Origin of the sequence: Planctomicrobium stercoris (genome assembly GCF_051465655.1) — a bacterium.
GTDB lineage: Bacteria > Planctomycetota > Planctomycetia > Planctomycetales > Planctomycetaceae > Planctomicrobium.
This window is the reverse complement of record NZ_CP195791.1, coordinates 568553-582364: the sequence shown is the minus strand read 5'-3', so window position 1 is coordinate 582364 and position 13812 is coordinate 568553. Positions and strand designations below refer to the sequence as shown.

At 57.9% G+C, this 13812-nt stretch carries 10 protein-coding genes; 8 read left to right on the top strand and 2 right to left on the bottom strand.

What is annotated here, in order from left to right; all coding sequences use genetic code 11:
- Nucleotides 1-43 precede the first annotated feature (43 nt).
- Nucleotides 44-349: a hypothetical protein gene (locus tag SH661x_RS02395; RefSeq protein WP_437227641.1), complete on the bottom strand. Its 306-nt coding sequence runs from the start codon at nucleotides 347-349 to the stop codon at nucleotides 44-46.
- Between the two features lie 433 nt (nucleotides 350-782).
- Here SH661x_RS02395 and SH661x_RS02390 point away from each other — a divergent pair, with 433 nt between their 5' ends.
- The 7 genes from SH661x_RS02390 (at nucleotide 783) to SH661x_RS02360 (ending at nucleotide 7227) form a co-directional block, all read left to right on the top strand.
- Entirely contained in the window at nucleotides 783-2204 is a 1422-nt protein-coding gene (locus SH661x_RS02390) for a trypsin-like peptidase domain-containing protein (RefSeq protein WP_437227639.1), read from the top strand.
- Between the two features lie 324 nt (nucleotides 2205-2528).
- Complete coding sequence (locus tag SH661x_RS02385; RefSeq protein ID WP_437227638.1) at nucleotides 2529-3464, top strand: hypothetical protein; 936 nt, start codon at nucleotides 2529-2531, stop codon at nucleotides 3462-3464.
- Between the two features lie 119 nt (nucleotides 3465-3583).
- Nucleotides 3584-4228 (top strand): hypothetical protein, encoded by a 645-nt coding sequence (locus tag SH661x_RS02380; RefSeq protein ID WP_437227636.1) that lies wholly within the window; start codon nucleotides 3584-3586, stop codon nucleotides 4226-4228.
- A gap of 117 nt (nucleotides 4229-4345) precedes the next feature.
- Complete coding sequence (locus SH661x_RS02375; protein WP_437227634.1) at nucleotides 4346-5482, top strand: aldose epimerase family protein; 1137 nt, start codon at nucleotides 4346-4348, stop codon at nucleotides 5480-5482.
- Nucleotides 5483-5634: 152 nt separating this feature from the next.
- Nucleotides 5635-6021 (top strand): co-chaperone GroES, encoded by a 387-nt coding sequence (locus SH661x_RS02370; RefSeq protein ID WP_437227632.1) that lies wholly within the window; start codon nucleotides 5635-5637, stop codon nucleotides 6019-6021.
- 167 nt (nucleotides 6022-6188) lie between these two features.
- On the top strand, nucleotides 6189-6641 hold the full coding sequence (locus SH661x_RS02365; RefSeq protein WP_437227630.1) for a GNAT family N-acetyltransferase: 453 nt from the start codon (nucleotides 6189-6191) through the stop codon (nucleotides 6639-6641).
- 10 nt (nucleotides 6642-6651) lie between these two features.
- Complete coding sequence (locus SH661x_RS02360; RefSeq protein ID WP_437227628.1) at nucleotides 6652-7227, top strand: glutathione peroxidase; 576 nt, start codon at nucleotides 6652-6654, stop codon at nucleotides 7225-7227.
- Nucleotides 7228-7527: 300 nt separating this feature from the next.
- Here SH661x_RS02360 and SH661x_RS02355 read toward each other — a convergent pair whose 3' ends face one another.
- Complete coding sequence (locus SH661x_RS02355; RefSeq protein WP_437227626.1) at nucleotides 7528-7932, bottom strand: DUF1398 domain-containing protein; 405 nt, start codon at nucleotides 7930-7932, stop codon at nucleotides 7528-7530.
- A gap of 565 nt (nucleotides 7933-8497) precedes the next feature.
- Here SH661x_RS02355 and SH661x_RS02350 point away from each other — a divergent pair.
- Entirely contained in the window at nucleotides 8498-13636 is a 5139-nt protein-coding gene (locus SH661x_RS02350) for a PVC-type heme-binding CxxCH protein (protein WP_437227624.1), read from the top strand.
- The last annotated feature ends 176 nt before the right edge of the window (nucleotides 13637-13812 follow it).

The window sequence follows — 13812 nt, the reverse complement described above, 5'->3', positions numbered from 1 at the left end:
ACGGGACGCTGGTTCAATTCCAACAAGTCCAGCGGGAATCCAACTACAGCTGTTCGAGAAACTCCGACATTTCCCCCAGGGCATGGGAGTCCCCGATCCGACGGGCAACCTCGATCCCGCTCCGGAGAACTTCTTTTGCAGCTTCGACCTCCCCGTGATTCGAGAGCATCTGCCCTTCCTGAAAGTAGGCGGAGACGTAATTGGGGTCGAGAGACCGCACTTTCTGAAACGCTCTTCGCGCCTCTTCCAACTCCGGAGACTTGGAGAGCTCCATGGCGTAGGAGTAATTGAGGAAGACATCGTCCGGATCGGCCCGCAGGCGTTCTTCGATCTTTTCCCGTCTCGTCATGTGATTGAATTCCGGATTTGAACCAGGGAGGCGTTTCAGTTTGCAGATTTTACCGAAGTTCAAATTCTAAAGAAGACGCCCGGGAATTGCTGAAGTCGAAATAGTCAAACTTCAGGTTTCTCCCAACTCGTTGCTCTTTCACGAACAATCCGGCTCGGGGCCTCGAATTCGAAACGGGATCACAAATGCATCTTGAACCAATTTTCAGGTTCCAGAGCCGATTTCCGATTCCCCACTCCGAATCTGCAACCAAATTACCCACTTCCACATTTGTCAAATAGGCAAGGTTTGCACAGGGGTTCATGCGCTTTCAAGCGGTGCTCGCTGGGGGTCCGATGTTGGGGGCGTGGAGCATCATGGACTGCACTCCCGTTCGTTTGGCGAATGGAATTCGCCGTAATTGCCTCGGTTCACAACAGGAACAGGCCTGAAGATGACGAAGCAATGCTGCCATGCCGGAATGTGCCTGGCCATGCTGCTTGTGTTCGCTCCCCGCCTGATCTTGGCGGATCAGCCCACGCTCGCACCCAACTCCCAGCGGAACACCGACCGCACGCGGATTGTCGAACGAGCCGAACGTTCTTCCGTCAATATCCATACGGAAAAGCGTCAGAAGTCCATGGACGTCGTCTTCTCAGCCGGCAAGGCGACGAAGATCAACGGGATGGGAACCGGCATTATCCTCGATGAACGGGGATACATCGTCACGAATTTCCACGTGGTGCAGGATGTGGAACGCCTTCGCGTGACCACCTACAACGGCGGCGAATATGAAAGCCGCGTTCTGGCCTACGACTCCCGCGAAGATCTCGCGATCATCAAGATCGATCCTCGCGAAAAGCTCGAAGTCGCCAACTTCGGAACGTCTTCTGACCTGATGCTCGGCGAGGACGTGATCGCCATCGGCAATGCCTACGGATACGAATCTTCCGTCACTCGCGGAATCATCAGCCACCGCTCCCGCGATGTGGAAGTCAACGAAGAGCAGTCTTACACCAACCTGATCCAGATCGACGCCGCCATCAATCCCGGCAACAGTGGTGGACCGCTGTTGAATGCGGACGGTGAAGTGATCGGAATCAACGTCGCCATCCGGGCCGGGGCTCAGCGGATCGGATTCGCAATCCCCATCGACTCCGCCCGTAAAGTCATCGCCCGCCTGATGAATGTCGAGCGGCATAACCTCACCTACCACGGTGTTTCGACGACCGATGTCAAACACGGCCTCGAGCGGAAACTGGTGGTGGAAAGCATCCGCGCCGATTCCCCAGCAAACGGTTCTCTGAAAGTCGGGGACGTGATCGTGCAGGCTGGCGACGTCCGGGTCGTCGATGGTGCCGATTTCGAACGCTCCCTGTTCGGCCGACCAGCTGGAACCGAAGTCCCCATCAAGCTCCTGCGGGACGGAGAGTCTCAGGAAGTTCGGTTGAGAATTGCAGAACTCTCCAGCAACCGTCGACAGGCGGGACAGCAGGTGGTCAGCAACAGCGGAACTGTCGAAGCCAAAAAAGTCTCCATGACAACCAGCACTCCCTCCACAGCAGACAAGTGCTGGGATGTGCTCGGAATGAAGCTCGAGAAAGTCGAAGGGGGCTTCCCCGTCCCGAACCAGCCTTATCGCGGCGGCATGCGGGTGACAGGAGTCCGATCCGGCGGACCAGCTGAAGTCAACGGGATCCGCGAGGGAGACGTGCTGGTCGGACTCCACATCTGGGAAACGGTCAGCAACGAGAACATCGACTACGTCCTCGCCCACCCGCAACTGCAGACCATGGGCCCCCTGAAGTTCTACATTGTGCGAGAAGGCGAAACGCTCTTCGGACACTTCCGGTTGTCAGCAGTGGCCCAGCGGTAACATCCCCACGGCTGGACCTGACCGACGCACATTCGCTACGACCGAACCCGTCGACACGCAGCCCCCAGCCTGCCCGGTTTTCCCGATCCGGTTCTTGACCAGCGCCACGCTGCGGGTTTAGGATGGAAAATTGACTCAACCGTTCGACCGTTGAGCCTGTTCAGCCAGACATTGCGTTTCATCAAACCGTTAAAACCGGTGATTTTCGAAGAGTGTGCGGCCGATCGTCAGTGGCTGTCGATTTGAATTGAACGACTCCGTAAAGACGATCTTACCTGAGTTGTCGTCTGTTTCTGGTCATCCAGCTCTAAAGGGAACACGATTATGCATATCCTGGGGAAGGTGCTCCTCTGGCTGTGCGTAGTCCTTCTGATTCCGGCTTCGCTGGTGCTTTCGACCATGGTCCTCGACGTGCGACACCGCATGTTGAAACAGGTGACCGAACGCCAGGAGCGGATCGAAAAGGGGATCCAGCAGATTGCCGATGCCGAGCGGCGTGTGCGGGCTCTGGAAGAACAGCGTCAGGCACTGGTGCACGGCTGGGGTGATGTCTGGAACTCCCCCAACTCGCAGGTTCAGCCGGGAACTCCGGGCGCCATTGAACTGGGAGTCGGATCGAGCTCAGGCCTTCCTCAACGGGGAACCGACGGCAAAATCGATCCGTCCGTCTTCGTCTTTGCCGATGCTCCGGGAAGCTCGCTCTACCTGGGTGAATTCTCGATCACCGATATCCGCCCGAGCCAGGCCATCGCCCGTCTGACCCGCCCCCCCTATCCCCAGGAAACGGATCTGTGGCCGCGCGGCACCTACCACATTCGTGGAACATTGCCCGCCAACTGGCTGGCGACCATTGCCAGCCTGCAGCATCAACAGGTCATTGCGGATTCCGCCCTGATCGATCATGAACTGGAACTGGCGACTCGAAAAGAACTCATCAAGTCGTCGCAGGCCACTCTCGCTCAGCGAATGGCGGAACTGAACGGAAACCCACAGGCCGCGCCCGACGCCGGCGATGAAGTCCGGGATGGACTGGTGGAATCGCTCCGCAAGTACGAGACGGCCCGGAATGACCAACTGGCTGAAGTCGACCGCCTGCGTCGAAAAATGATCGACGACTATTCGGAACTTCGACGGACCCTGCAGCGATGCGTCGAGAAGGCACAAATTCTGAATCAGAAGTACGGAACGCAGCCTGCTCCCGTAGAGACGACGCAAAGCGAAACCGCTGCCTCCGAGATCCAGGGCAACCTCCGCAAGTAAAGCGGCGTGACTCACGATCCGGTCCCTCATTGCCTGAGAGTCCGCATGTAGCGGGGTGAAGCGCACTTCTCCGGAACGTCCCCCTCCTCAGTGACACCCTGTGCTCCGGACCTTGTGTCATGACAACGACTCCCCCGGCGCCCTCCTCCCTTTCGTCGTGGTTCTTTTCGATCCTCTTCTGGGTCTGCCTGGGCCTGTGTACCCTGATCTTCACGGCGCTCGTACTTGCCCCCCGCTGGTGGGAAGCTGAACGACTGCATGCACGTTTCACGAAAAACGCCCTCGTGATCCGGGATCTCGAACAGGGAAATCAACACCTGATGCGAGTCGCTCAGGCCCTGGAAAACGATCCGGACTACCGGAATCGGGTCGCTTCTTCAGAACTCGGGACGGTCACCCCGGGAGAGACCCGCATCCCCTTAGACACCTCTCTCGCCTACGACCCACGCGTGCTCGCCGGTTCTCCGCCCACGGCAGCCGCTTCCCAGCAAGCGAGCTGGTACCTTCCCTTTCTGGAAGTGACAGCGACTTCATCGAACGTTCGAATCCGCCTCGGGCTGCTGGCACTGGTCCTCGTATTTCTGTCCTTCGCCTGCATGAACGACCGGTTTCTGACTGACGGTCGCCAGAACCTTGTCCGATTCATATCGCGTTGTGCAGGCGTTCGTTACACGACTCCCGGCTCGATCACCAACCCCAATTCGCCCCCTGCCTCTTCAACCGGTGCGGTTGCCGGCTCGACGAGGCCGCTCAAGGGCTCGTGAACAGGATCTGGCCGATCTCTGCCCGCCGACAGCTCCCACAGACTTGTGAGTCCGGAGAAACCTGCGGATAATCCTGGAATCGGTCTCGATGCGTCCGCCTTCAGTTCAGAGGTTCTCATGCGTTCTTTTCCTGGGCACATCCCCACGCTGTTTGCGTTCCTGTTCTGTAGTGCACTGGGACCAGCCTGCCGCGGTGAGGTTCCCGTCGGAACCCCGTTCGGCAAAACAGCCAACGGAGAAGCGGTCGAGCTGTTCACCTTGAGCAACTCGACCGGCATGAAGGTCACGCTGATGTCCCGGGGGGCAACCATTGTGAACCTGTGGGTCCCCGACAAGAGCGGACAGGTTGCCGATGTCGTCCTGGGGTTCGATGACGTTGCTGGTTACGAATCAGAGGGCAATCAATACTTCGGCTGCACCACCGGACGGGTGTGCAACCGCATCGCCAAAGGGAAATTCACCCTGGACGGCAAGGAATACACCCTGGCTGTCAACAACGGCGAGAACCACCTGCACGGCGGAAACGAACGCAGCCTCGACAAGGTCATCTGGCAGGGAACCGGCTTCGAGAAGCCGGGAGCACAAGGGGTCGTCTTCAGCTACACCAGCCCGGACGGGGAAGAAGGTTATCCCGGGAAGCTCACCTGCACAGTCACCTACACCCTGACTTCGGACCGCAACGAACTCGATATTGAATACGCTGCCACCACCGATGCCCCGACCCCCGTCAACCTGACCAACCACTCGTACTTCAACCTCGCTGGGGAAGGCTCACCGACGGTGCTCGATCATGAGCTGCAGATTTTCGCGGACAGGTACACACCCGCGAACGACAACCTGATCCCCACAGGCGAAATCGCCTCCGTGGCGGACACCCCTCTCGACTTCCGGTCTCCACACGTTCTGGGTGAACGGATCGGTCAGCTTGAGAAGACCCCGGCAATGGGCTACGACCACAACTTCGTCGTCAACGGGGAACCCGGGCTGGTCCGTGCGGTCGCGAAGTTGAAGGATCCCAAAAGCGGCCGCACGCTGGAGATCCGCTCGAGCCAACCATCTGTCCAGCTCTACACCGGCAACTTTCTGAAGGGACAGGCCGGAAAAGGGGGCAAGCCATACGCACATCGCAGCGCCTGCTGTCTCGAAACCCAGCACAACCCCGACTCTGTGAACCAGGCCAGTTTTCCCTCCATCATTCTGCAGCCAGGGAAAACGTATCGACAGACCTGCACCTATCTTTTCACGGCCGAATAATTCGATTTTGCCAGGTGAAACGTTGTCGAGCAGCGGATTGCCGAGGAGAATCGACTCATTCACATTCTCCTCGTCCGCAGCCGATCCTCTGCCTATAATATCCTGTTCCCCACAGTTACCGATTCGCCCTTCAACCAAGAGGGGGATTAGCCATGGATGAATTTGTTGAACCACTCGGACCGCGCATCCTGATCCGCAAAGATCAGAGCCGGCAGCAGACCAAGGGAGGAATCCTCCTTCCCGATCAGGCAGAAATTCCGACCATCACCGGACGCGTCGTCGAGGTGAGCGTCGAAGTTGAAAACGACGACGAGTTTCCCGTCGCCAAGTACGACAAGGTTTTGTTCCACCCGAAGAACGCCATCCCCGTCGATCTGGAGCCCAACAACGTGCTGTTCGTGGTGCCTGTTGACGACGTTGTGGCGGTCTTCCGGCGTGCCCCCCGCCCCTCCGACGAACTGGACGATGGGGACGATTCCGAGGATCTGGAAGACGACATCGGCGGACTTTCCGAGTATGATGATACCGAAGAAGCGTAGAGCCGGGGGGCAGGTCCCCCTTTGAACTCTGTCGTCTTCCGTGAATTCAGATGTTTCTTTTAGCCGCACACTCCGGGTGTGCGGCTAAATGCTTTGAGTGCCCGAACCCCCTGCTCTGCCCTGTTCACTGTTTCCTTTGAAAATTCTGAAGCAAAGCGAATCCGAAGTTGACGCATTCCAACTCCTCAGCCACCGCCTCCGCGATTGCCAATCTTGTCGTCCGTCCGGCTGACTCGGAGGATGCCGACGACGTGCTGGAATTCATCGAGGTCTTCGTCGAAGCGAAGCGGGTCCTCCCCCGTACGCTGGATGAAATGACGCTGCTCATGCCGACCGCCTATGTCGCGTTCGTCGATGATGAACTTGTCGGATTCGCAGCCCTGGAAATCTATTCGAAGAAACTGGCGGAAGTCCGCTCGCTGTGCGTGAAGCCTGAACTGCAGGGACGCGGCATCGGAAAGCAACTGACACGCGCCTGCGTCGAACTCGCCCGGCAGAGAAACATTTTCGAAGTGATGGTCATCACCTCTTCGGATGATTTCTTCCGCAGCTGCGGCTTCGACTTTACACTCCCGGGAGAAAAGAAGGCGTTGTTTTTACAGACCCGGGAAACACCCTGAAGGAACAAGCATGAAACTGAATCGCCCCCGCCCGCTGGTGGCCTGCTGCCTGGCCCTGCTGTTGCCTCTCCTCGCGAACGCTGCCGGAAAGGACGTTCCCCCCGTGCTCGACTTCGAAATGCAATCGCTCGGCGGCAAGCCGGTCGCGCTGAAGGAATATCAGGGCAAGGTCATCCTGATTGTGAACACCGCCAGCGAGTGCGGTGCCACTCCCCAGTACGCTCCGCTGCAGGAGCTGTACACGAAATACAAGGACAAAGGACTGGTTGTGCTCGGCTTCCCCTGCAACCAGTTCGGGGCACAGGAGCCCGGCTCTGCCAAAGAGATTCAGGAATTCTGCACAGCGAACTACGGGGTCACATTCCCGATGTTCGCAAAGATCGACGTCAACGGTCCTGATGCCGCCCCGCTGTACCAGTACCTGACTTCGAAAGAGACCGACCCCAAGTTCGCCGGCAAGATCAAATGGAACTTCGAAAAATTCCTGATCAGCCGCGATGGTGAAATCGTCGGCCGCTTCGGCACCCCGATCGTCCCCAACAACGCAGAAGTGGTGCAAGCCATCGAAGCAGAACTGGCGAAGTAAAACCGATCAGGCTTCAACCAAACGCCCCGGGAAGCAGCAAAGCTCCCCGAGGCGTTTTTGCTTTGATGACGATACCGAGGACAGCCTCCCTCCAAAATTAACAGGTGAGTCCGAGAGACTCGCCTCGGTTGTTGACCAGGCTCACTCGCCACACTCAAGCTTGACGACGACAGTTCGACTTCCTGAAAAGCTCGACTAATGATCCGTCAGAGCACGAAGCGTGAGCGAGTGCATTATTGACATGATGCGACTCAATCCGCTTGCTCACGCGGCGTGCTCTAAGAAAAGCAGACTGCAGTATTAAGGCGTAGTCGGGAAGTGCTCTACGTGGCAGTCGCCGGTGCGGCCGAAGTAGATGACGCGGCGGCCGGTGATCTGCACGAAGTAGCCAACGCAGCCGGCGGACATCGTCTTCTGGATGAAGTCGAGATACGTATGTTCGTTTCGCTGACTCTGACGAACTGCAGCCTCCACGGCAGCTGCGGAGAACTCTTCCGCTGTCTCATAGTCCGGATGGGGTGAAGCAACCACCAGCGAGTCACCGTCCGTCAGATAGTAGGTGATCTCCTGTCGGGTGTAGTCGGCGTGGTAGCGCTCGACTCCGATCTCAGCGAGCAGCCCAATGATCTCCGGGAAGGTCAGCTCCCCCTTTAGCGCTCCTGCTGCACATTTCTCCAGAACCTGCTGCTTGTCCGCGTTCATCATGATTTCCCGTCATTCAAAGTAGGGTGCATGCAGCAACTCCTGAAGTGAAGGTGCAGTACGCACGACCATCTCACTGAGATGCAAAAGGCTCGCTGCTTTTGGCAGGGAGTTGCGAAATGCACCGGCTCGCCGGCTTGCTCCATACTTCATGCCCCCGAGTGCTTTGTCAGGACTAAAATTGGGGGTGCCACGGCTCTGCGAGCCGTGCGAATGCGAGTGAACGTGTGAGTTTTTCGCCGCATCCAGTCCAAGGTGAACGCCGTTTCAACTTTCGTCACTGCTCACAGAGCAGTGGCACCCAAACCCCAGCTTTCAACTTTGACAAACGACTCGGAATCTGAAGTATGGCTGGAGATTCTAGTCGACTTGCCAGCCTTTCCAAAGAATCGTGATCGAGGCATTTTCGGTGGCTGGGATGACGCCGACCCCTCGGTTCGTTACGTTCCACGGATGCGACGATATTGATATGATGTCGATCTATCGTAGCTGCTATCCGCTGACCTGCCTCGCCACCACAGAACATTCCACAAGACACTTTCCAAGTGATCCTATTTGGGGATTTTGCATGAGACTTTTGACCTTTGCCTGCCTCACCTGCGCGCTGACTGTTTCTGTCCTCAGGGCGGATGAACCGGAAGCAGGTTTCAAACCGATCTTCAACGGGACGTCACTTGATGGCTGGAAGGGGGATGAGAAGTACTGGCGGGTCGCCGATGGTGCGATCATCGGAGAATCGACCGCCGAGAATCCCCTCGACCACAACACCTTCCTCGTCTGGGATCGGGGTGACGTGGACGACTTCGAACTTCGCCTGAAGTTTCGACTCTCTGGAACTCCCAGCGCCAACAGCGGCATCCAGTTCCGGGGTTCTCAGGCGGATGATGGCCATGTGATCGGCTATCAGGCGGACATGGACCGGGCAGGCGGTTATGTCGGCACGCTGCATGATGAAGCAGCTCGCGGTGGACTCGCACTGCGAGGCCAGAAGACGATCATCTCCGAGTCGGGCGAGATGAAGCGAGAGCAGGTCGCAGACGCGGAAGAGCTGCTGAAGAAAGTGAATCTGGACGACTGGAACGACTATTCCATCACCGCTCAGGGGAATCACATCATCCTGAAGATCAACGGTCATGTCACCGCGGAAGTCATCGACAATGACCCCAAAGGACTGGACCGGATCGGCAAGCTTGCGCTTCAGGTTCATTCCGGCCCGCCGATGAAAATTGAATTCAAGGACATCCGACTCAAGCGACTGCCGCTGGCCGATGGCTGGAAAAAAGTGGTGTTTGTCGCAGGACGTCCCAGCCACGCGTATTTCGCTCATGAACACAACGCTGGCTGTCTGCTGCTCGCAAAAGCCTTGAACAGCACCCAGCAGGAACACGGGTTACCTGTCCTCTCCACCGTCTATCTCAACGGCTGGCCGAAGGACGTCACCGCGTTCGATAATGCGGATACTGTCGTCGCTTACTGTGACGGCGGGGCCGGTCATTTTCTGAACGACCACCTGGAAGATTTCGACCATGACATCATGCCGCGCGGCGTCGGACTGGTCTGTCTGCATTACGGGGTGGAAACCGTGCCCGGAGCGCCCGGCGACCACTTTCTCAAATGGATCGGCGGTTTCTTCGAACCACACTGGTCTGTTAATCCGCACTGGGTCGCGAAGTTCGACAAGTTTCCGGACCATCCTATCTCGCGCGGCGTGCAGCCGTTCGAGATTCAGGATGAATGGTACTATCACATGCGTTTTGTCCCGGACATGATCGGCGTCACTCCGATCCTGACCGCATTGCCGCCGCGTGAAACTCTCAGCCGTCCGGACGGACCGCATTCCGGGAATCCGGCAGTGCGGGCCGCTGTGCTCGAGCGTCAGGAGCCGCAGCACATGGCCTGGGCTTACGACCGCACCGACAAAAAAGGGCGGGGGTTTGGCTTCACCGGAGGTCACGATCATGTGAACTGGCAGCATGACGATTTCCGCAAGCTCGTCCTGAACGCGATTGTCTGGACCGCTCACGGCGAAGTCCCCAAGGACGGAGTCGTCAGCCCGACTCCGTCGCAGGACGAAATGCTCAAGAACATGGATGAACCAGCTCCGGAAGGCTTCAAGTTCCAGCCGCGGCCCCGCAAGGCAGCAGCTGCTGCGGGGGCTAAGGATCAGGCCCTCGCCAAGTCTGGAGGACCCAAGCCTCTTTTTTCCTCACCGGTGATTTCGACATCCACCCCCGGCCATGCCGTGGAAGTGAGTGCGGACATCACCGGAGCTCAATCGCTGTTTCTGTTTGTGAATGACGGGGGAGACGGGTACGCCTGTGACTGGGCGGACTGGGTCTCTCCTCGCCTGGTTGTCGACCCTGCTGACCCATCGAAAGGGGAACTTCTCCTGACGGATCTTCGCTGGAAAGCGGCGTCCGCAGCGTGGGGGGGTGTCCATGTCAACAAAAACGCAAACGGGGAATCGCTGGTGGTCCATGGACGTCCGGTTCCCAACGGAATCGGAACTCATGCGAATTCCCTCATCGAGTACGAGCTTCCCGAAGGCCACAAGTTCACCAGATTTCTCGCGACTGCCGCCATCGATGAAGGGGGATCGCGGCAAGGGGGATCGTCGATTCAGTTTCGTGTCTACACCGAACGTCCGAGCGCGCAGGCACTGGGTTCCGGAGTGGGAAGTCATGAGTCCGCCGATGCAGTCGAGCAGTTGGAAGTTCACCCCGACCTGAATGCGACTCTGTTCGCTTCAGAGCCGATGATGACAAATCCAGCTTCGATCGACATCGATCACCTCGGACGGGTCTGGGTCTGTGAGGCGATCAACTACCGCCCCTTTGCCAACAAGGACGTCATCGGGGAACATGCGGCCGATCGCATCCTAATCCTTGAAGATACCGACGGTGATGCCGCTGCGGACAAGTCGACCGTCTTCTATGAAGGGGCAGACGTCGACGCTGCTCAGGGCATTCTGGTCCTTCCGACAGCGGACGGCAAAGGGACCCGCGCCCTGATCTCCGCAGGGGACAAGATCTTTTTCCTGATTGATGATGACGGTGACCTCAAAGCCGATCGTCAGGAACTCCTGTTTACCGGGATCGATGGCAAGCAGCATGACCACGGCGTTCATGCGGTCCATTTCGGTCCGGATGGAAAGTTGTATTTCAACTTCGGAAATGCCGGGGGAACGATCAAAGACAAGAACGGCCAGCCGATCACGGACAAGGCCGGAAATGTGGTCGATTCGACCCGAAAACCCTATCAGGAAGGGATGGTCTTCCGCTGTAATCTCGACGGCAGCGACTTCGAAACGCTTGCATGGAACTTTCGAAATAACTGGGAAGCCTGCGTCAGCTCATACGGGACGATCTGGCAGTCCGACAATGATGACGACGGCAACCGCGGCGTCCGCATCAACTACGTGATGGAGTATGGGAACTACGGCTATAAGGACGAACTGACGGGCGCGGGCTGGCAAACTCCCAGAACCAATCTTGAAGCTGAAATCCCCCACCGCCACTGGCATCTGAACGACCCGGGGGTGATCCCGAATTTTGTGCAGACAGGAGCCGGCGCCCCAACGGGAATCTGCCTGTATGAAGGGAGCCTGCTGCCAGCAGAGCTGCGAGGCGCTCCCATTCACTGTGATGCCGGCCCCAACATCTGCCGGGCATACGTCCCGACCGTGGACGGTGCAGGCTACACCGGCAAGACAGTCGATCTGCTGAATGGGGTTCACAATAAATGGTTCCGTCCCAGCGATGTCTGTGTCGCTCCGGATGGAAGTCTGCTGGTGGCAGACTGGTACGATCCGGGAGTCGGCGGACATCGCATGATGGATGCAGCTCACGGTCGCATCTTCCGCGTCGCGCCGAAATCGGCTGCGAAGTATGTGGCCCCTGGCGTGGATGTCTCCACCGCTGCCAAAGCTGTCGAAACCCTGCAGTCCCCGAACATGTCGGCCCGCTACCTGGCATGGAACGCACTGATGGCCATGGGACCGGCAGCCGACGAAGAACTGGTGAAGCTTCGCAAATCTTCCGATCCGATCATGCAGGCCCGGGCGATCTGGCTGCTGGGAAAGCTGAAACTCGATCCCGCGCGAAAGCTCGCCCATCTGAAGTCAGGACTGACGGATGCCAATCCTGAACTGCGAGTCACGTCGATCCGCCTGCTACGGCAGCTCATGAACGAAGTCTCCTTCGACGACATTCATGACTCCATTAACATCGAAGACAGTTCCCCGGCCGTCAGGCGGGAAATGCTCATTGCGCTGCGGGAAGTGAAACCCGAATGGATTCCTGCCGGCATGCGGAACGATTTTGTCGGAAAAGCCTGGAGCCAACTGGCCCAGCAGTATGATGGAAAAGACCGCTGGTATCTCGAGGCTTTGGGAATCGGTGCCCATGGTCACTGGGATGAATGTCTGGCCACATGGATCTCGCAGACCGGAAATCAGTGGCTCACCACCCCAGCAGGTCGAGACATCGTCTGGCGATCCAGAGCCTCTCAGACCGCCAGTCTGCTGGCACAGATCATTCTGAATCCTGCAACCCCCGCTGAGGAACTGCCTCGCGACCTGCGCGCCCTGGATTTCCAGCTGGAGACCCACAAACAAAACGTCGTGATCGAACTCGCATTCTCCGACTCGAAGCTCGATCCCGCCCGACTCGCCTTCATCCGCACGGAAGCCTTGTCCCGGCTCAACAGTCAGGATCTTTCCACCAACCCCGCCCGACGTGCCGTTGTCGAGCAACTGCTCGCTTCCAACCCCGGAACCGCGACTTACATTTCGCTGGTGACCCGGTTCAACCTGAAAGACCACTTCAAAGACCTGCTGACACTGGCTCAGACGGACCCCCATTCCCAGCTGGCAGTCGATGCCATCCGTTCGCTGTTCGACAAGGGCGAACAGTCGCTGGTGCTGACCTCTCTGACCAGCGGAGACCGGGAACAGGCAGGGAAAACCTTCGCTGCGCTGGCAACCGCAGGCGACCAACGCAGCTTCGATGCTCTGGTTCAGCTTTTGAAAGATGACCAGCAGCCGCTGTGGATCAGACAGGGGGCTGTCAAAGCATTGGCTGGATCTGCACCCGGAGCGCAGCTTCTTCTGGGAATGGCCCGGAAAAAGGAATATCCGCAGCAGCTGCAGCAGGCCTTCGCTGCGGCTCTCACAACGTCGTCGGTCCCTCAGATTCGCGGCGAAGCGTTAACGATTTTCCCGCCTCCTCCGGGCAAAGACGCGGCGCCGCTGCCATCGATTCCCGAATTGGTGAAGCTTTCCGGCAACGCTGAGCACGGCAAAGTGATCTTCAACACCACCGGAACGTGTAACAAGTGCCATCAGGTCAATGGCATTGGTCAGGACGTGGGTCCAAACCTGTCGGAGATCGGAAAGAAGCTCGCGAAGCCAGCGTTCTTTGAGTCGATTCTGTTCCCATCGGCAGCGATCAGCCACGGCTATGAGAACTGGCTGTTTCTGACGGATGACGGACAGATCTACACCGGACTGCTGGTCAGCGAAACGGATCAGGAAGTGAAAGTGAAGGATGATAAAGGGATCATCCGCACTGTCCCACTCTCACGCGTGGAGGAGCGCAAGAAGCAGGATGTCTCCCTGATGCCTGCCGATCTGCAGAGGCTGCTCACAGCAGAAGAGCTCGTGGACGTGGTGGAATATCTGACCACGCTGCGGGAACGCAAGCTGTAACGACATTCCGATGAGAGTGCCGCGTAAACAGAAACGCGGCACTCTCTTTTTCTGATCTCTGCTGCGGCACTGTCAGTACGCTGCTACTCATCTGCAATACCGCTCAGCCGAAGTTCGTGCCCCCGAAGAACCCCTCTTTGATTTCTTCATCTCGAATCGATCAACGCCAACATCGC

Bases quoted from the DNA above. Each gene is read 5' to 3' on its own strand.
- SH661x_RS02370 (WP_437227632.1), top strand. From the start codon at position 5,635: ATGGATGAATTTGTTGAACCACTCGGACCGCGCATCCTGATCCGCAAA.
- SH661x_RS02355 (WP_437227626.1), bottom strand. From the start codon at position 7,932: ATGATGAACGCGGACAAGCAGCAGGTTCTGGAGAAATGTGCAGCAGGA.
- SH661x_RS02395 (WP_437227641.1), bottom strand. From the start codon at position 349: ATGACGAGACGGGAAAAGATCGAAGAACGCCTGCGGGCCGATCCGGAC.
- SH661x_RS02385 (WP_437227638.1), top strand. From the start codon at position 2,529: ATGCATATCCTGGGGAAGGTGCTCCTCTGGCTGTGCGTAGTCCTTCTG.
- SH661x_RS02390 (WP_437227639.1), top strand. From the start codon at position 783: ATGACGAAGCAATGCTGCCATGCCGGAATGTGCCTGGCCATGCTGCTT.
- SH661x_RS02350 (WP_437227624.1), top strand. From the start codon at position 8,498: ATGAGACTTTTGACCTTTGCCTGCCTCACCTGCGCGCTGACTGTTTCT.
- SH661x_RS02380 (WP_437227636.1), top strand. From the start codon at position 3,584: ATGACAACGACTCCCCCGGCGCCCTCCTCCCTTTCGTCGTGGTTCTTT.
- SH661x_RS02375 (WP_437227634.1), top strand. From the start codon at position 4,346: ATGCGTTCTTTTCCTGGGCACATCCCCACGCTGTTTGCGTTCCTGTTC.
- SH661x_RS02360 (WP_437227628.1), top strand. From the start codon at position 6,652: ATGAAACTGAATCGCCCCCGCCCGCTGGTGGCCTGCTGCCTGGCCCTG.